Source organism: Pseudomonas sp. DC3200b2, from assembly GCF_049895785.1.
GTDB classification, from domain to species: domain Bacteria; phylum Pseudomonadota; class Gammaproteobacteria; order Pseudomonadales; family Pseudomonadaceae; genus Aquipseudomonas; species Aquipseudomonas massiliensis.
The window spans coordinates 14,868-32,698 of record NZ_JAFCTA010000007.1 but is presented as its reverse complement, the minus strand read 5'-3'; the positions used below and the strand labels follow the sequence as shown (position 1 = coordinate 32,698).

Annotated in this window: 16 protein-coding genes; all 16 read left to right on the top strand. The window is 62.7% G+C overall.

Translation table 11 applies throughout. The features are described from left to right. The first annotated feature begins 53 nt into the window (after positions 1-53). Entirely contained in the window at positions 54-491 is a 438-nt protein-coding gene (locus tag ACP691_RS18720) for an NUDIX hydrolase (RefSeq protein ID WP_426153260.1), read from the top strand. Between the two features lie 69 nt (positions 492-560). Beyond that, a complete protein-coding gene (gene mnmA, locus ACP691_RS18715; RefSeq protein WP_426153262.1) occupies positions 561-1,709 on the top strand; it encodes a tRNA 2-thiouridine(34) synthase MnmA in 1,149 nt (382 codons plus the stop codon). Further along, entirely contained in the window at positions 1,706-2,329 is a 624-nt protein-coding gene (hflD, locus tag ACP691_RS18710; protein WP_426153264.1) for a high frequency lysogenization protein HflD, read from the top strand. Before mnmA ends, hflD begins: the two co-directional genes overlap by 4 nt. A 90-nt stretch (positions 2,330-2,419) precedes the next feature. Further along, positions 2,420-3,790, top strand: a complete 1,371-nt coding sequence (purB, locus tag ACP691_RS18705; protein WP_426153266.1) for an adenylosuccinate lyase — start codon at positions 2,420-2,422, stop codon at positions 3,788-3,790. A gap of 75 nt (positions 3,791-3,865) precedes the next feature. Further along, complete coding sequence (locus ACP691_RS18700) at positions 3,866-5,032, top strand: JmjC domain-containing protein (RefSeq protein WP_426153268.1); 1,167 nt, start codon at positions 3,866-3,868, stop codon at positions 5,030-5,032. Continuing rightward, complete coding sequence (locus ACP691_RS18695) at positions 5,025-5,462, top strand: GNAT family N-acetyltransferase (protein ID WP_426153270.1); 438 nt, start codon at positions 5,025-5,027, stop codon at positions 5,460-5,462. The genes ACP691_RS18700 and ACP691_RS18695 overlap by 8 nt, the downstream gene beginning before the upstream one ends. A gap of 143 nt (positions 5,463-5,605) precedes the next feature. Next, positions 5,606-6,346 carry a secretin N-terminal domain-containing protein gene (locus tag ACP691_RS18690; RefSeq protein ID WP_426153272.1) on the top strand — a complete coding sequence of 247 codons (741 nt, stop codon included), beginning with the start codon at positions 5,606-5,608 and terminating at the stop codon, positions 6,344-6,346. A 475-nt stretch (positions 6,347-6,821) separates the two neighbouring features. Further along, entirely contained in the window at positions 6,822-8,147 is a 1,326-nt protein-coding gene (aceA, locus tag ACP691_RS18685) for an isocitrate lyase (protein WP_426153274.1), read from the top strand. Positions 8,148-8,593: 446 nt separating this feature from the next. Next, the gene (locus ACP691_RS18680) at positions 8,594-9,007 is read left to right on the top strand and encodes an NADH-quinone oxidoreductase subunit A (protein ID WP_426153276.1); all 414 of its coding nucleotides are present in this window, start codon (positions 8,594-8,596) and stop codon (positions 9,005-9,007) included. A 10-nt stretch (positions 9,008-9,017) separates the two neighbouring features. Next, entirely contained in the window at positions 9,018-9,704 is a 687-nt protein-coding gene (locus ACP691_RS18675) for an NADH-quinone oxidoreductase subunit B (RefSeq protein WP_040263806.1), read from the top strand. 80 nt (positions 9,705-9,784) lie between these two features. Next, positions 9,785-11,569 (top strand): NADH-quinone oxidoreductase subunit C/D, encoded by a 1,785-nt coding sequence (gene nuoC, locus ACP691_RS18670; protein WP_426153279.1) that lies wholly within the window; start codon positions 9,785-9,787, stop codon positions 11,567-11,569. 2 nt (positions 11,570-11,571) lie between these two features. Then, positions 11,572-12,069: an NADH-quinone oxidoreductase subunit NuoE gene (gene nuoE, locus ACP691_RS18665; protein WP_040263809.1), complete on the top strand. Its 498-nt coding sequence runs from the start codon at positions 11,572-11,574 to the stop codon at positions 12,067-12,069. Continuing rightward, complete coding sequence (nuoF, locus tag ACP691_RS18660; protein ID WP_040263811.1) at positions 12,066-13,433, top strand: NADH-quinone oxidoreductase subunit NuoF; 1,368 nt, start codon at positions 12,066-12,068, stop codon at positions 13,431-13,433. Before nuoE ends, nuoF begins: the two co-directional genes overlap by 4 nt. 116 nt (positions 13,434-13,549) lie before the next feature. Next, positions 13,550-16,267: an NADH-quinone oxidoreductase subunit NuoG gene (nuoG, locus tag ACP691_RS18655; protein ID WP_426153282.1), complete on the top strand. Its 2,718-nt coding sequence runs from the start codon at positions 13,550-13,552 to the stop codon at positions 16,265-16,267. After that, positions 16,264-17,265 (top strand): NADH-quinone oxidoreductase subunit NuoH, encoded by a 1,002-nt coding sequence (gene nuoH, locus ACP691_RS18650; protein WP_426153284.1) that lies wholly within the window; start codon positions 16,264-16,266, stop codon positions 17,263-17,265. The genes nuoG and nuoH overlap by 4 nt, the downstream gene beginning before the upstream one ends. A 9-nt stretch (positions 17,266-17,274) precedes the next feature. After that, positions 17,275-17,823 carry an NADH-quinone oxidoreductase subunit NuoI gene (nuoI, locus tag ACP691_RS18645; RefSeq protein ID WP_426153285.1) on the top strand — a complete coding sequence of 183 codons (549 nt, stop codon included), beginning with the start codon at positions 17,275-17,277 and terminating at the stop codon, positions 17,821-17,823. Positions 17,824-17,831 lie beyond the last annotated feature (8 nt).

Genomic DNA, 17,831 nt, shown 5'->3' with positions numbered 1-17,831 from the left:
ACACAGCCCCGGCCCAGGCCGGGGTTTTTTATTTTCTGGACTTGGACATTTGTATGAGCTGGCAACCCCATATCACTGTCGCCACCGTCATCGAAGATGATGGCCGCTTCCTGTTCGTCGAGGAGCACAAAGGCGGCCGCCTGGTGCTCAACCAGCCAGCGGGCCATCTTGAACAGGGCGAGACGCTGCGCCAGGCCGCCTTGCGTGAGACACGTGAAGAAACAGCCTGGGAGGTGGAGCTCACGGGCGTAGTCGGCATTTACCTTTACGTCGCGCCTTCCAACGGCGTCACCTACCAGCGGATCTGCTTCGCGGCTCGCCCTGTGCGTCGGCATGATCACCCACTGGACCAGGACATCACCGCGACTCACTGGCTTACCCGCGAGGAACTGCTCGCCGCCCCCCACCGCTGGCGCAGCGAGCTGGTGCCACGCTGTATCGAAGACTACCTCGCCGGCCCGACGCACAGTCTCGATGTCATCCGCGAGTGAGGCGGCTTTTCACTGTGGGCGTCTGGCCTGATAGAATGCTTCGTTTTCACCAGAGCCTTATCCAAGCCCATGCGTGAGCCTCTCTCTCACGATCCCTATCGGGATCCCCGTAATACGCGCGTGATCGTCGGCATGTCCGGCGGCGTCGACTCTTCCGTGTCTGCCCTCCTCCTGCTGCAGCAAGGCTTCCAGGTCGAAGGGCTGTTCATGAAGAACTGGGAGGAAGACGACGGCACCGAGTACTGCACCGCACGGGAAGACCTCGCCGACGCCCAGGCAGTGTGCGACCGCATCGGCATCAAGCTGCACACGGCCAATTTCGCCGCCGAGTACTGGGACAACGTGTTCGAGCATTTCCTTGACGAATACAAGGCCGGACGCACGCCGAACCCGGACATCCTCTGCAACCGCGAGATCAAGTTCAAGGCTTTCCTCGACTATGCCCTCGGCCTGGGCGCCGACCTGATCGCCACCGGGCACTACGTGCGCCGCCGGGACCGGGATGGCGTTACCGAGCTGCTCAAGGGCCTGGACCCGAACAAGGACCAGAGCTACTTCCTGCATGCGGTGGGCGGCGAACAGATCGCCCGCACCCTGTTCCCCGTGGGCGAGCTGGAAAAGCCCGAAGTGCGCGCCATCGCGGACCTGCATGGCCTGGCCACGGCCAAGAAAAAGGATTCCACGGGCATATGCTTCATCGGCGAGCGGCGCTTCAGCGACTTCCTCAAGCAATACCTGCCGGCCCAACCGGGTGAGATCAAGACCACCGAGGGCCTGGTCATCGGGCGCCATCATGGCCTGATGTACCACACCATCGGCCAGCGCCAGGGCCTGGGCATCGGCGGTCTCCAGGGTGCCGGCGATGAGCCCTGGTATGTACTGGCCAAGGACCTGACCCGCAACGAACTCATCGTCGGCCAGGGCAACGATCATCCATGGCTGTTCGCCAAGGCCTTGCTGGCGTCGGAAATCTTTTGGGTGAACCCCCTGGACCTTTCCAGCCCGCGCCGGCTGACCGCCAAGGTCCGCTACCGTCAGGCCGATCAGCCGTGCACCCTGGAGCGTACCGCGGAGGGCTACCGGGTCGTCTTCGACGAGCCCCAGCGCGCTGTGACTGCGGGGCAATCAGTGGTGTTCTACGATGGCGATGTCTGCCTTGGTGGTGGCGTGATCGAAAGCGCCGAGCCGGCGACACCACGCGAGGCAGCAACCGCATGAACCGGATGCAGGAACAATTGATCGCGCTCGGCGGCGTCTTCCAGGCTGCCGCGCTGGTGGACCGGATAGCCAAGACCGGGCAGATCACCGAAGTGGAACTGGAGACCATGCTGGGCACCCTGCTGGTGGTAGACCCGAAAGACACCCTGGAGGTCTTTGGCGGCAGCCACCAGTCGCTGCGCGAGGGCTTCCAGGCCCTGGCCGCCGCCCTTGAGCGCGACCCGGTCAGCCTGCAGCGCGAGCCCTTGCGCTATGCCTTGTCCATGGTCACGCTGGAGCGCCAGTTGGAAAAGCGCCCCGCCATGCTGGAAACCATTGGCAAGCGATTGCCGCAGATCCAGGCCCAGGTCGAACACTTCGGGCCGGCCCACGAGAACGTGATCGCCGCTTGCGGGGGCCTCTATCAGGACACCCTGAGCACCCTGCGCCAACGCATTCAGGTCCACGGCGACATGCGCTTCCTGCAGCAACCAAGCAATGCCTCGAAGATCCGCGCACTGTTGTTGGCCGGCATCCGCTGCGCCCGCCTGTGGCGACAGCTCGGCGGCCATCGCTGGCAACTGCTGCTTGGCCGGCGCAAGCTGTTGCGCGAGCTCTACCCGTTGATGCGTAGCGAATGACCCGGGCGCTGGCCGATAGGCCAGCGAGCCCGACGCCTTTTCGTGTATCATACGCGCCCTTTTCGTTGCCCGACTGTCCGAGAACACCCTATGCAGCTCTCTTCGCTCACTGCGGTTTCCCCTGTAGACGGCCGCTACGCCGGCAAAACCGAGGCCCTGCGCCCTATCTTCAGCGAGTACGGCCTGATCCGCTTCCGCGCGATGGTCGAGGTCCGCTGGCTGCAGCGCCTGGCGGCCCACCCTCAGATCACCGAAGTGCCGCCGTTCTCGGAAGGCGCCAACGCATTGCTCGATGAACTGGCCACCGGTTTCGCTCTCGAACACGCCGAGCGCGTGAAAGAGATCGAACGCACCACCAACCACGACGTCAAGGCCATCGAATACCTGCTCAAGGAGCAGGCGGCGCGCCTTCCGGAACTGGCCAAGGTCAGCGAATTCATCCACTTTGCCTGCACCAGCGAAGACATCAACAACCTGTCCCACGCGCTCATGCTGCGCGAAGGCCGCGACAACGTCCTGCTGCCCCTGATGCGGCAGATCGCCCAGGCCATTCGCGAACTGGCCATCCGCTTCGCTGACGTGCCGATGCTTTCCCGCACCCACGGCCAGCCCGCCTCCCCGACCACCCTGGGCAAGGAACTGGCGAACGTGGTCTATCGCCTGGAACGCCAGATCAATCAGGTGGCGGCCGTACCGCTGCTGGGCAAGATCAATGGCGCGGTGGGCAATTACAACGCACATCTGTCGGCCTACCCGGATGTGGACTGGGAAGCCAATGCCCGGGCCTTCATCGAAGATGAGCTGGGCCTGGTATTCAACCCCTACACGACCCAGATCGAGCCTCACGATTACATTGCCGAGCTGTTCGATGCCATTGCCCGCTTCAATACCATCCTGATCGACTTCGACCGGGACATCTGGGGCTATATCTCCCTGGGCTACTTCAAGCAGCGCACCGTGGCCGGGGAGATCGGTTCCTCCACCATGCCGCACAAGGTCAACCCCATCGACTTCGAGAACTCCGAAGGCAACCTGGGGATCGCCAATGCCCTGTTCCAGCATCTGGCCAGCAAGCTGCCCATTTCCCGCTGGCAGCGCGACCTCACCGATTCCACCGTCCTGCGCAACCTGGGCGTAGGCTTCGCTCACAGCGTGATCGCCTATGAAGCCAGCCTCAAGGGCATCGGCAAGCTGGAAATCAACGCCCAGCGCATCGCGGCGGACCTGGACGCGTGCTGGGAGGTCCTCGCCGAGCCCATCCAGACCGTCATGCGTCGCTACAACGTCGAGAACCCCTACGAGAAACTCAAGGAGCTGACCCGCGGCAAGGGCATCAGCGCCCAGGTCTTGCAGGAGTTCATCGAGGCGTTGGAAATCCCGCAAGGTGCCAAGGCCGAACTGGCCCGGCTGACACCTGCCAGCTATATCGGCAATGCTGCCGAGCAGGCCCGTCGCATCTAAGGGCCCATCCTGCGAACGCCCGGCCTGGCCGGGCGTTTTTCTTTCTATATGGTCATAACATTCAAAGAGTTAGCGATGTCTTCCGATAAACCTCTTCAACTACTCGGCGGCCTGACAGCTCGAGAATTCCTGCGCGATTACTGGCAGAAGAAACCTCTTCTGGTACGCGAGGCATTCGCTGATTTCGAAAATCCCATCAGCCCGGACGAGCTTGCCGGGCTGGCCCTGGAAGACGAAATCGAATCACGCATTGTTCTGGAACACGGCGATCACCCTTGGGAGTTGCGCCGCGGCCCCTTCGGCGAAGACACCTTTTCGAGCCTGCCCGCCAAGGACTGGACCCTTCTGGTACAGGCAGTGGATCAGTTCGTTCCGGAAGTGAGCGCCCTGCTCGAGCCCTTCCGCTTCCTGCCCACCTGGCGCATCGATGACGTGATGATCAGCTATGCCGCCCCTGGCGGTGGCGTGGGCCCTCATTTCGATCACTACGACGTATTCCTGCTGCAGGGGCACGGCAAGCGCACTTGGCGAGTGGGCCAGATGTGCGACGCTGAAAGTCCTCTGCTCGAACACGCCGACCTGCGTATTCTGGCGGATTTCCAGGAAAGCGACGCCTGGACGCTGGAGCCGGGCGACATGCTCTACCTGCCGCCTCGCCTGGCGCACTTTGGCACCGCCGTAGACGACTGCATGACCTACAGCATTGGCTTCCGCGCACCCAGCGCGAGCGAAGTGCTGACCCATTTCACCGACTTCCTCAGCCAGTTCATTCCCGATGATGAGCGCTATGGCGACCCGGATATCCAGCCAGCCACGGACCCGAGCCAGATCCAGCATGACGCGCTGGCGCGCCTCAAGGATCTGCTGGCGCGCCACATGAGCGATGACCGCTTGCTGCTGACCTGGTTCGGCCAGTTCATGACCGAGCCTCGTTATGCCGAGCGGGTCGCCGGGAGCGAGTTGAGCGAAGAAGACCTGCTCGAGGCCCTGGCCCAGGGCGCGGTTATCATCCGCAACCCCAGCGCTCGGCTGGCCTGGTCGGAAATGGGCGCCGAATTGATGCTGTTTGCCAGCGGGCAGAGCCGCCTGCTACCTGGCAACCTGCGCCCGCTGCTGCAGCTGGTCTGCTCGGCGGACGCCCTGCACCAGACCAACCTCGGTCCCTGGCTGGAAGACGAAGAGGCAGTCACCCTGCTCAGTCAGTTGGTCATGCAAGGTAGCCTGGGGTTCGCCGATGAATGAGCTGAGCATCCGCCTGGCCGACTGGCATCGGGACTATTCGAGCATCCATCGGATTCGAGAAAGCGTGTTCGTCGCTGAACAGGCTGTACCGCCTGAACAGGAGTGGGACTCCGAAGATGAAACCGCGGTGCACTTTCTGGCCGAACAAGGGGACTTCGCCATCGGTACGGCCCGGCTGCTGCCGGACGGCTACCTCGGACGGTTGTCGGTCCTCAAGGACTGGCGCGGACAGAAAGTTGGGGACGCACTGCTACAGGCTGTGATCGAGCAAGCCCGACAGCGAGGGCTCACCGAGCTCAAGCTCACCGCCCAGGTACATGCCACTGCCTTCTATGAGCGCTTCGGTTTCAAGGTGGTGAGCGAGGAATTCATCGAGGCCGGTCTGCCGCATGTAGACATGGTGCTCGATGTGCATCCAGGCGAACGCTAGCGGTCAAGCTCATCGAACCGCAGCGCCAGGACGGCGTTGTTTCGGACTCACGGACCGAACCTGTGAACCGCGTCTACTTGCGTGCCGCCATGCAAGCGAGCCCTGAGTCATACTTGGGGCTCGACCTCGCGGAGTAACCTGCCATGCCGCTGCGCCCCTTCTTCCTGCTTGTCCTGCTGACCCTCGCCCCGCTTACCCAGGCGGCTACCCAAGTACTGGAGCTGCACTACCGTAGCAGCGAAGAAATATTGCCCTTGGTGAGATCATTCCTGGGTAATCAAGGCAGCGTCAGCGCGCTGGGCAATCAGCTGGTCGTCAATGCCGAGCCAGGCAAGCTCGATGAACTTGGCACCGTGCTGGAACGGCTCGACGTGCCGGCGCGCCGCTTGCTCATCAGCGTGGATACCAGTGACAGCAATCGCAGCGCTGGCAGCGGCGCGGGCAGTGGTCGCGTCATTCACTACGGCACTGCCAACCGTACCGGCGGATTGCAGCAAGTGCAGGCCAGCGAGGGGGCTGCGGCCCTCATCCAGGTTGGCCAGAGCGTGCCGCTGACGACCGCGCAGACCGACGCCTACGGGCGGCTGCAAACCCAGACCGAATACCGCAACGTAACCCAGGGTTTCTATGTCACCGCCACGGTAAGCGGTGAAACCGTACACTTGGCGATCAGCACCAACAACGATCGAATGAGCCAGGAACGTCCTGACGTCGTGAACGTGCAGAGCACTGACACCCGTGTCAGCGGCCCCTTGGGCCAGTGGATCACCGTCGCTGGTATCAACGGCCAAAGCCAGGCCGAACGCAACGCCGGCACCCGCTATTACGGTACTGCCGGCCGAGACGACATGACGCTTCGGGTCCGGGTCGATGCCCTGCCCTGAGAGCCCGACCCCAGGGCCTTTCCGTGACCGATGAGTCGTATTCCTGAAAGTATGTAGTGACCTGAAATAAACACTACAAAGTGTTTGACGGCGTTCCTGCCCGAAGGCATGATGGCCTCGCTCCCGCTAATCAGGGGCCCTCATACGGGGCCTCCGGCGCGCGTTCTCGCTACCTAGGGAACCGCTCTGGTGTCAGCACGGCCCACAAGGCGGTTTGACGGGGTTGCGACTGGAACGAAGTTGTCCCGAGGGACGGAAGCGCCGAAGGCCTGTCAGCCAGATGTGCGATCTTGGAGTGGCCTGAGCCCCACACTACACGCAGCTCAGCCATGCCGGTTCGCCAGCCCTTTCGTTCGCCCGCGCAATGGGTTCCAGCCCTCCCCTCAAGCCTTCCTCTGCCGCCGCGCCCTGATGAATGGATGCCCTTCGGGCGGAGCACGACATCCCAAGAGACCTATGCGACGAGGCTTACCCAATGGCACTGACACGCGAACAACAAATAGCGGCCCTGGAGAAAGACTGGGCGGAGAACCCGCGCTGGAAGGGGGTCACCCGTACCTATACCGCCGCCGATGTGGTCCGCCTGCGTGGCTCCGTTCAGCCTGAGCACACCTTTGCCAGACAGGGCGCGGAAAAACTCTGGAAGCTGGTCACCCAGGGGGCCCGCCCCTCCTTCCGCCCGGACAAAGACTTCGTCAACTGCATGGGGGCGCTTACCGGCGGCCAGGCTGTACAACAGGTCAAGGCAGGCATTCAAGCCATCTACCTTTCGGGCTGGCAGGTCGCCGCTGACAACAACAGCGCTGAGTCCATGTACCCGGACCAGTCGCTGTATCCGGTGGATTCGGTTCCAACGGTTGTGAAGCGTATCAACAATGCTTTCCGCCGCGCTGACCAGATTCAGTGGAAAGCGGGCAAGAACCCGGGCGACGATGGCTATATCGACTACTTCGCGCCCATAGTCGCGGACGCCGAAGCGGGTTTCGGCGGCGTACTCAATGCCTATGAACTGATGAAAAGCATGATCGAAGCCGGTGCCGCCGGGGTGCACTTCGAAGACCAGCTGGCATCGGTAAAGAAATGCGGCCATATGGGTGGCAAGGTACTGGTCCCCACCCAGGAAGCCGTGCAGAAACTGGTCGCCGCCCGCCTGGCGGCGGACGTGGCCGGTGTGCCTACCATCATCCTGGCCCGCACCGACGCAAATGCGGCGGACTTGCTCACTTCGGACTGCGATCCTTACGATCAGCCATTCGTAACCGGCACGCGCACTCCTGAGGGCTTCTATAAGGTTCGTGCCGGTCTGGATCAGGCCATCGCACGCGGCCTGGCCTATGCGCCTTACGCGGACCTGATCTGGTGCGAAACGGCGAAGCCAGACCTGGACGAAGCGCGCCGCTTCGCCGAAGCCATCAAGAAGGAATACCCGGACCAGCTGCTTTCGTACAACTGCTCCCCTTCCTTCAATTGGAAAAAGAACCTGGACGACGCCACCATCGCCAAATTCCAGCGCGAGCTGTCGGCCATGGGCTACAAGCACCAGTTCATTACCCTGGCGGGCATCCACAACATGTGGCATGGAATGTTCTCCCTGGCCCACGACTACGCCCGCAACGACATGACCGCCTATGTGAAGCTGCAGGAGCAGGAATTTGCCGATGCCGCCAAGGGTTACACCTTCGTCGCGCATCAGCAGGAGGTGGGCACTGGGTACTTCGATGACATGACGACGGTCATCCAGGGTGGAGTGTCGTCGGTCACGGCACTGACCGGCTCTACCGAGGAAGAGCAGTTCCACTGACCGCTTTGATCTTACGAGCCGCCTACGGGCGGCTTTTTTGTTGCCAGCGATCTCGCCGCCGCCGTGTTTCGACCGCTGTACCACACAAACCTTGACCTGTGTCCATATGACGAAATGAAACCGGCATAAACTCAAGACGGGACTATAGTGACTTCATGGCACGACACCACCGAAGTGTACTAAGTGAGACTTATTATCATTTACCTAAGTTTATTGCGCAGCGGAGGAAACAGCGTTGAGTGAAAGCGGTCGAATCCCCGGCTGATGGGGCTTTGAAGCAGGGAGCGCTTACTAGGCCAATGAATTGAATGAATTAATTTGATGCAGCAAATTTACTTGCCGCGGGTTTGCCCATAAAATCCCGCCGATCTAATGGCTGCGACATTTCGTCACTGCTTTACCCTTCTTCATTACAGAGAGCTGCCGCTCTGTTAAGGATTGCCAGCATGACCCCAACAGCAGGACTCATTGCCCACAACTGGGGCTTTGCCATCTTCCTCCTGGGTGTAGTGGGGCTTTGCGCCTTCATGTTGGGCCTGTCGAGCCTCTTGGGCGGCAAGGCCTGGGGGCGCAGCAAGAATGATCCGTTCGAGTCCGGCATGCTGCCCGTCGGCAGTGCCCGGTTGCGCCTTTCCGCGAAATTCTATCTGGTCGCGATGCTGTTCGTGATCTTCGATATCGAAGCCCTTTTCCTGTTCGCCTGGTCGGTATCGGTACGCGAGAGCGGCTGGGCCGGCTTCGTCGAAGCGCTCATTTTCATAGCAATTCTGTTGGCAGGCCTTGTCTACCTTTGGCGAGTGGGGGCGCTCGATTGGGCACCCGAAGGTCGTCGTAAGCGGCAAGCGAAGCTGAAACAATGAGGCTTTGGCAATGCAATACAATCTCACCAAGATCGACCCGGATGCTCCACAGGATCCGGAACAGCGTTATCCCCTGGGCAAACAGGGCATCGTCGACGACAAGATGCTCGAAGACCAGGTCCACCGCAGCGTCTTCATGGGCAAGCTCGAGGATGTGCTGAGCGGCGCGGTCAACTGGGGCCGCAAGAACTCCTTGTGGCCGTACAACTTCGGGCTGTCCTGCTGCTATGTGGAGATGACCACGGCGTTTACCGCGCCTCATGATATCGCCCGCTTCGGGGCTGAAGTCATTCGGGCCTCGCCTCGACAGGCGGATTTCATGGTGATCGCCGGCACCCCCTTCATCAAGATGGCGCCGATCATCCAGCGGCTCTACGAGCAGATGCTCGAGCCCAAGTGGGTCATTTCCATGGGTGCCTGCGCCAACTCGGGCGGCATGTATGACATCTATTCCGTAGTGCAGGGCGTGGACAAGTTCCTGCCTGTGGACGTTTACGTGCCCGGCTGCCCGCCGCGCCCCGAAGCATTCCTGCAGGGCCTGATGCTGCTGCAGGAATCCATCGGCAAGGAGCGGCGGCCATTGTCGTGGGTGGTCGGCGATCAGGGCGTTTACCGCGCCGAGATGCCGTCCCAGAAAGACCTGCGTCGCGAACAGCGCATCCAGGTCACCAACCTGCGCAGCCCAGACGAAGTGTGAGCCGGCGCCCTGCCCATCGCGGACAGGGCGTTATTGGCACTCACTCTTGACGTTGACCGAAAGCGAAAGCGACCGACACCATGACAACAGCGGACACCGCTCTGTATATCCCGCCCTACAAGGCTGACGACCAGGATGTGGTCGTCGAACTGACCAACCGCTTCGGCCCGGAAAGCTTCCACGCCCAGAACACCCGCACCGGCATGCCGGTGCTGTGGGTGGCCCGTGCGCAGATCAAGGACGTGTTGACCTTCCTGCGCAACCTGCCCAAGCCCTATGCCATGCTCTACGACCTGCATGGCGTGGACGAGCGCCTGCGCACCCAGCGCCGCGGCCTGCCGGAATCGGACTTCACGGTGTTCTACCACCTGATGTCCATCGAGCGGAACAGCGACGTGATGCTCAAGGTAGCCTTGAGCGAGGGCGACCTGAACCTGCCCAGTGTCACCGGTATCTGGCCCAACGCCAACTGGTACGAGCGTGAAGTCTGGGACATGTACGGCATCACCTTCACCGGGCACCCGAACCTGAGCCGCATCCTGATGCCGCCCACTTGGGAGGGTCATCCACTGCGCAAGGACTACCCGGCGCGGGCGACCGAATTCGACCCGTACAGCCTGAGCCTGGCCAAGCAGGCCCATGAAGAGGAAGCGGCACGCTTCCGGCCCGAAGACTGGGGCATGAAACGCGGTACTGCCAACGAGGACTTCATGTTCCTCAACCTGGGCCCGAACCACCCTTCGGCCCACGGTGCCTTCCGCATCATCCTGCAGCTCGATGGCGAAGAGATCGTCGACTGCGTGCCCGACATCGGCTACCACCACCGCGGTGCCGAGAAAATGGGCGAACGCCAGTCCTGGCATAGCTACATCCCCTATACCGACCGTATCGACTACCTCGGTGGGGTGATGAACAACCTGCCTTACGTGCTGGCGGTGGAGAAACTGGCCGGCATCACGGTGCCGGACCGGGTCAACACCATCCGCATCATGATGGCCGAGTTCTTCCGCATCACCAGCCACCTGCTGTTCCTGGGCACCTACATCCAGGACGTGGGCGCCATGACGCCGGTATTCTTCACCTTCACCGACCGCCAACGGGCCTACTCGGTGATCGAGGCGGTCACCGGATTCCGCCTGCATCCGGCCTGGTACCGGATTGGTGGCGTGGCGCACGACCTGCCGCGCGGCTGGGAAAAGCTGGTCAAGGACTTTGTCGACTGGATGCCCAAGCGCCTGGACGAATACACCAAGGCGGCATTGCACAACAGCATCCTCAAGGGCCGTACCATAGGCGTGGCGCAGTACAACACCCGGGAAGCGCTGGAATGGGGCACCACCGGCCCCAGCCTGCGCGCCACCGGCTGCGACTTCGACCTGCGCAAGGCTCGCCCCTATTCAGGCTACGAGCACTTCGACTTCGAAGTGCCGCTGGCCCACAACGGCGACGCCTATGACCGCTGCATGGTGCGCGTCGAGGAAATGCGCCAGAGCCTGCGGATCATTGACCAGTGCATGCGCAACATGCCGGAAGGCCCATACAAGGCGGACCACCCGCTGACCACGCCGCCGCCGAAAGAGCGCACCCTGCAGCATATCGAGACCCTGATCACCCATTTCCTGCAAGTTTCCTGGGGCCCGGTGATGCCGGCCAATGAAAGCTTCCAGATGATCGAGGCAACCAAGGGCATCAACAGTTATTACCTGACGAGCGATGGCGGCACCATGAGCTACCGCACCCGTATCCGTACCCCCAGCTATCCGCACCTGCAGCAGATCCCATCGGTGATCCGCGGCGAAATGGTTGCCGACCTGATCGCGTACCTGGGCAGTATCGACTTCGTCATGGCCGACGTGGACCGCTAAGCATGAACACTACGCTTATCCAGACTGACCGTTTCGTCCTCAGCGAAACCGAGCGCTCGGCCATCGAGCACGAGATGCACCACTATGAAGACCCGCGCGCCGCGTCCATCGAAGCGCTCAAGATCGTTCAGAAGGCCCGTGGCTGGGTGCCTGACGGCGCCCTGTATGCCATCGGCGAGATCCTCGGCATCCCCGCCAGCGATGTCGAAGGGGTAGCCACCTTCTACAGCCAGATCTTCCGCCAGCCGGTGGGGCGCCACATCATTCGCGTCTGCGACAGCATGGTCTGCTACATCGGCGGGCACGAATCCGTGGTCGCGCAGATCCAACGGGAACTGGGCATCGGCCTGGGGCAGACCACCGCCGACGGCCGCTTCACCTTGCTGCCAGTGTGCTGCCTGGGCAACTGCGACAAGGCGCCGGCCCTGATGATCGATGACGACACTTTCGGCGACGTCAAGCCAGACGGCGTCAGCCGCCTGCTGGAGGCCTACGTATGACCCTGACCTCGTTCGGCCCGGCCAACCGCATTGCCCGCGCACCGGAAACCCATCCCCTCACCTGGCGCCTGCGCGACGACGCCGAGCCAGTGTGGCTGGAAGAATACCAGCGCAAGGACGGTTACACGGCCGCGCGCAAGGCCCTGGCGCAGATGTCGCAAGAAGATATCGTGCAGACCGTCAAGGATTCGGGCCTCAAGGGCCGTGGCGGCGCCGGCTTCCCTACCGGGGTGAAGTGGGGCCTGATGCCCAAGGATGAATCCATGAACATCCGCTACCTGCTATGCAACGCGGATGAGATGGAGCCCAACACCTGGAAAGACCGCATGCTCATGGAGCAGCAGCCTCACCTGCTGATCGAAGGCATGCTGATCAGCGCCCGGGCCCTGAAGGCCTATCGGGGCTACATCTTCCTGCGCGGCGAATACACCACCGCGGCCCGCCACCTGAACCGCGCGGTGGAGGAAGCCAAGGCGGCCGGCCTGCTGGGCAAGAATATTCTTGGCAGCGGTTTCGACTTCGAGCTGTTCGTGCATACCGGTGCCGGACGCTACATCTGTGGCGAAGAAACGGCGCTGATCAACTCCCTGGAAGGCCGCCGCGCCAACCCGCGCTCCAAGCCGCCCTTCCCCGCGGCCGTGGGCGTCTGGGGCAAGCCGACCTGCGTGAACAACGTGGAAACCCTGTGCAACGTACCGGCCATCGTCGGCAACGGCATCGATTGGTACAAGGGCCTGGCTCGCGAGGGCAGCGAGGACCATGGCACCAAGCTCATGGGTTTCTCCGGCAAGGTGAAAAACCCCGGCCTATGGGAGCTGCCCTTCGGCGTCACCGCCCGGGAGCTGTTCGAGGACTACGCTGGCGGCATGCGCGACGGCTACACCCTCAAGTGCTGGCAGCCAGGCGGCGCGGGCACCGGCTTCCTCCTGCCAGAGCACCTGGAAGCGCAAATGTACGCTGGCGGCATCGCCAAGGTAGGCACTCGCATGGGTACCGGCCTGGCCATGGCCGTGGACAATACCGTGAACATGGTATCCCTGCTGCGCAACATGGAAGAGTTCTTTGCGCGGGAATCCTGTGGCTTCTGCACGCCCTGCCGCGATGGCCTGCCGTGGTCGGTGAAGCTGCTGCGTGCGCTGGAGAAAGGCCAGGGCGCCCAGGGCGATATCGAGACCCTGCTCGGCCTGGTCGGCTTCCTCGGCCCCGGCAAGACCTTCTGCGCCCACGCGCCTGGCGCGGTGGAACCGCTGGGCAGCGCCATCAAGTATTTCCGGGATGAATTCGAGGCCGGCATCGCCCCCGTGAGCGTGGCCAACGCCGCCCTTGGCTTCGGCCAGCCACGACCTGTACCGACGGGAGCCTGATTTGATCCGGGCGGTGCCCTGCCCCGCCCGCTGCCTGTGAACGCCAAGCGCCAGGCATAGAACAAGATTTCCATTAGCCAAGCCCGGGCGACCGGGCCAACGAAGAACCTTGAACCATGGCCACTATCCACGTAGACGGCAAAGCCCTCGAAGTCGATGGCGCGGACAACCTGCTACAGGCTTGTCTGTCCCTCGGCCTCGATATTCCCTATTTCTGCTGGCACCCGGCGCTGGGGAGCGTCGGTGCCTGCCGCCAGTGCGCGGTAAAGCAGTACAACGATGAAAACGACAAGCGCGGCCGCATCGTGATGTCGTGCATGACCCCGGCCGCGGACAACACCTGGATCTCCATCGATGACGAGGAATCCAAGGCCTTCCGCGCCAGCGTGGTGGAATGGTTGATGACCAACCATCCCCATGACTGCCCGGTCTGCGAGGAAGGTGGCCACTGCCACCTCCAGGATATGACCGTGATGACCGGCCACAACGAGCGCCGGTACCGCTTCACCAAGCGCACCCACCAGAACCAGGACCTCGGCCCTTTCATCGCCCATGAAATGAACCGCTGCATCGCCTGTTACCGCTGCGTGCGCTTCTACAAGGACTATGCCGGCGGCACGGACCTGGGCGTCTACGGTGCCCACGACAACGTTTATTTCGGCCGGGTCGAAGATGGCGTGCTGGAGAGTGAATTCTCCGGCAACCTCACCGAGGTCTGCCCTACCGGGGTATTCACCGACAAGACCCACTCCGAGCGCTACAACCGCAAGTGGGACATGCAGTTCGCGCCGAGCATCTGCCACGGCTGCTCCAGCGGTTGCAACATCAGCCCCGGCGAGCGCTACGGCGAGCTGCGCCGGATCGAGAACCGTTACAACGGCTCGGTGAACCATTATTTCCTGTGTGATCGTGGCCGCTTCGGCTACGGCTACGTCAACCGCAAGGATCGCCCCAAGCACCCGATGCTGGGTCAGGAGCGCACCATGCTTGGCGTGGATGCCGCACTGGACAAGGCCGCGCAGTTGCTCAGTGGCCGCACCATCGTCGGGATAGGCTCGCCACGCGCCAGCCTGGAAAGCAACTTCGCGCTGCGTGAACTGGTGGGTGCCGAGTGGTACCACACCGGTATCGAAGCCGGCGAGCTGAGCCGTATTCGCCTGGCGCTGGACGTGCTCAACAACAGCCCGCTTCCGATTCCGAGCCTGCGCGAAGTGGAAGACCACGATGCCGTCTTCGTGCTGGGCGAGGACCTGACCCAGACGGCCGCCCGCATGGCCCTGGCCCTGCGCCAGTCCGTCAAGGGCAAGGCCGAGGCCATGGCCGAAGCGATGCGCGTGCAGCCATGGCTCAACGCCGCCGTGAACAATATTGGCCAGCATGAACTGTATCCCCTGTTCATCGCCAGCCTGAGCGAAACCCGTCTCGATGACGTGGCCGAGGAATGCGTGCACGCCGCGCCCGAGGACCTGGCGCGCATCGGCTTCGCCGTCGCCCATGCCATCGATGCCAGCGCCCCGGCCGTGGCTGGCCTGGATAACGAAGCCCTGGGCCTGGCGCAGCGTATCGCCGAGGCGCTGCTCGCCGCCAAGCGTCCACTGGTGGTCGCCGGCACTTCCCTGGCCTGCCCGGCACTGATCGAAGCGGCCGCCAACATTGCCAAGGCGCTGGCCCTGCGCGCCAAGGCCGGCTCCTTGAGCCTGATCGTGCCCGAGGCCAACAGCCTGGGCCTGGCCATGCTCGGTGGCGGCTCTCTGGACGCCGCCCTGGATGCCGTGATCGAAGGCCGCGCCGACGCCATGGTGGTCCTGGAAAACGACCTCTACAGCCGTCTTCCAAAGGCCAAGGTCGATGCCGCCCTGGCCGCGGCCAAGGTAGTGATCGTCGCCGATCACCAGCAGACCGCGACCACCGACCGGGCGCACCTGATTCTTCCCGCAGCCAGTTTTGCCGAGGGTGACGGTACCCTGGTCAGCCAGGAAGGGCGCGCCCAGCGTTTCTTCCAGGTATTCGACCCACATTACCTGGACCCGCAGAACTTCGTCCACGAAGGCTGGCGCTGGCTTCATGCCCTGCGCTCGACGCTACTGGAGCGCAAGGTGGATTGGACCCAGCTGGACCAGGTCACCGCCGCCTGCGCTGCCGCCGCGCCTCAGTTGGCAGGCATCGTCGACGCGGCACCCTCGGCGGCCTTCCGCATCAAGGGTCAGAAAATGGCTCGCGAGCCGCTGCGCTATTCGGGCCGCACCGCCATGCGCGCCAATATCAGCGTGCATGAACCGCGCACCAGCCAGGACGTGGACTCCCCCTTCGCCTTTTCCATGGAAGGGTACTCGGGCAGCGCCGTGCCCCGTCAGCAGGTGCCCTTCGCCTGGTCCCCGGGCTGGAACTCCCCGCAAGCCTGGAACAAGTTTCAGGATGAGGTCGGCGGCCACCTACGCGCGGGCGATCCGGGCGTGCGCCTGATCGAGAGCCGTGGCGATAACCTGGCCTGGTTCGATCGCATTCCGGCAGCCTTCGCCCCGGCCCGTGGTACCTGGACCGCCGTTCCTTACTTCCATCTGTTCGGCAGCGAGGAAACCTCCTCGCGCGCGGCGCCTGTGCAATCCCGCATCCCGGCGGCCTATGTGGCTGTCGCAAAGGCGGAAGCCGATCGCCTTGGTGTCAACGAAGGTGCGTTGGTCAGCCTGAACCTGGGCGGCACGTCCCTGCGTTTGCCGCTGCGGATCGACGAACAGCTGGCCGCCGGCCTGGTAGCCTTGCCAAAGGGCCTGGCAGGCATTCCGCCCGCCTTCGCCGGGCAAGCCGTGGATAGCCTGCAGGAGGCAGCGCAATGACCTGGTTCACACCGGAAGTGATCGATGTGCTGGTGTCGGTGGTGAAATCCATCGTCATTCTGCTCGCCGTCGTGGTTTGCGGCGCCTTGCTCAGCTTCGTCGAGCGGCGCCTGCTGGGCTGGTGGCAGGACCGCTACGGTCCGAACCGCGTCGGCCCCTTCGGCATGTTCCAGATCGCCGCCGACATGCTGAAGATGTTTTTCAAGGAGGACTGGAACCCGCCCTTCGTCGACAGGGTGATCTTCACGCTGGCGCCAGTGGTGGCCATGAGCGCCTTGCTGATCGCCTTCTCGGTGATACCGATCACTCCGACCTGGGGCGTCGCGGATCTGAACATCGGCGTGCTCTTCTTCTTCGCCATGGCGGGCCTCTCGGTGTACGCGGTGCTGTTCGCCGGCTGGTCGAGCAACAACAAGTACGCGCTGCTCGGAAGCTTGCGCGCCTCCGCCCAGACCGTCTCGTACGAGGTGTTCATGGGCCTGGCGCTGATGGGCGTGATCGTGCAGGCCGGCTCGTTCAACATGCGCGATATCGTCGAATACCAGGCTCAGAACCTGTGGTTCATCATTCCGCAGTTCTTCGGCTTCTGCACCTTCTTCATCGCTGGCGTGGCCGTGACGCACCGTCACCCCTTCGACCAGCCGGAAGCGGAGCAGGAACTGGCCGACGGTTACCACATCGAGTATGCCGGCATGAAATGGGGCATGTTCTTCGTAGGCGAATACATCGGCATCGTGTTGATCTCCGCCCTGCTCGTCACGCTGTTCTTCGGCGGCTGGCACGGCCCGTTCGACATTCTGCCGCAGGTGCCTTTCCTGTGGTTCGCCCTCAAGACCTGTTTCTTCATCATGCTGTTCATTCTGCTGCGGGCATCGATTCCACGCCCACGCTATGACCAGGTGATGGACTTCAGCTGGAAGTTCTGCCTTCCGCTGACCCTGATCAATTTGCTGGTGACGGCCGCCATCGTGTTGTTGAACACGCCGGCCGGTGCTTGAGGACGAGACATGTTCAAATATATCGGCCATGTGGTCCATGGCACCTACACCCAGCTGCGCAGCCTGATCATGATTTTCGGTCATGGCTTCCGCAAGCGTGACACGCTTCAATACCCCGAGGAGCCGGTGTATCTCACGCCTCGCTACCGGGGCCGCATCGTGCTGACCCGTGACCCTGACGGCGAAGAGCGCTGCGTGGCTTGCAACCTGTGCGCGGTCGCCTGCCCGGTGGGTTGCATCTCGCTGCAGAAGGCTGAGACGGACGACGGCCGCTGGTACCCCGAGTTCTTCCGCATCAACTTCTCCCGCTGCATCTTCTGTGGCCTGTGCGAGGAAGCCTGCCCGACCACGGCGATCCAGCTGACGCCTGACTTCGAAATGGCGGACTACAAGCGCCAGGACCTGGTCTACGAGAAGCATGACCTGCTGATTTCCGGCCCCGGCAAGAATCCGGACTATAACTTCTATCGCGTCGCGGGCATGGCCGTGGCCGGCAAGCCGAAAGGCGCCGCGCAGAACGAAGCCGAGCCGATCAACGTGAAAAGCCTGCTGCCTTAAGGAAGAAA

What these genes read in the sequence shown, in the direction of transcription:
- nuoF (WP_040263811.1), top strand. Translation starts at nt 12,066, where the DNA reads ATGACCCTGACCTCGTTCGGCCCGGCCAACCGCATTGCCCGCGCACCG.
- aceA (WP_426153274.1), top strand. Translation starts at nt 6,822, where the DNA reads ATGGCACTGACACGCGAACAACAAATAGCGGCCCTGGAGAAAGACTGG.
- purB (WP_426153266.1), top strand. Translation starts at nt 2,420, where the DNA reads ATGCAGCTCTCTTCGCTCACTGCGGTTTCCCCTGTAGACGGCCGCTAC.
- ACP691_RS18720 (WP_426153260.1), top strand. Translation starts at nt 54, where the DNA reads ATGAGCTGGCAACCCCATATCACTGTCGCCACCGTCATCGAAGATGAT.
- hflD (WP_426153264.1), top strand. Translation starts at nt 1,706, where the DNA reads ATGAACCGGATGCAGGAACAATTGATCGCGCTCGGCGGCGTCTTCCAG.
- nuoE (WP_040263809.1), top strand. Translation starts at nt 11,572, where the DNA reads ATGAACACTACGCTTATCCAGACTGACCGTTTCGTCCTCAGCGAAACC.
- ACP691_RS18695 (WP_426153270.1), top strand. Translation starts at nt 5,025, where the DNA reads ATGAATGAGCTGAGCATCCGCCTGGCCGACTGGCATCGGGACTATTCG.
- mnmA (WP_426153262.1), top strand. Translation starts at nt 561, where the DNA reads ATGCGTGAGCCTCTCTCTCACGATCCCTATCGGGATCCCCGTAATACG.
- ACP691_RS18700 (WP_426153268.1), top strand. Translation starts at nt 3,866, where the DNA reads ATGTCTTCCGATAAACCTCTTCAACTACTCGGCGGCCTGACAGCTCGA.
- nuoG (WP_426153282.1), top strand. Translation starts at nt 13,550, where the DNA reads ATGGCCACTATCCACGTAGACGGCAAAGCCCTCGAAGTCGATGGCGCG.
- ACP691_RS18680 (WP_426153276.1), top strand. Translation starts at nt 8,594, where the DNA reads ATGACCCCAACAGCAGGACTCATTGCCCACAACTGGGGCTTTGCCATC.
- nuoI (WP_426153285.1), top strand. Translation starts at nt 17,275, where the DNA reads ATGTTCAAATATATCGGCCATGTGGTCCATGGCACCTACACCCAGCTG.
- nuoC (WP_426153279.1), top strand. Translation starts at nt 9,785, where the DNA reads ATGACAACAGCGGACACCGCTCTGTATATCCCGCCCTACAAGGCTGAC.
- ACP691_RS18690 (WP_426153272.1), top strand. Translation starts at nt 5,606, where the DNA reads ATGCCGCTGCGCCCCTTCTTCCTGCTTGTCCTGCTGACCCTCGCCCCG.
- ACP691_RS18675 (WP_040263806.1), top strand. Translation starts at nt 9,018, where the DNA reads ATGCAATACAATCTCACCAAGATCGACCCGGATGCTCCACAGGATCCG.
- nuoH (WP_426153284.1), top strand. Translation starts at nt 16,264, where the DNA reads ATGACCTGGTTCACACCGGAAGTGATCGATGTGCTGGTGTCGGTGGTG.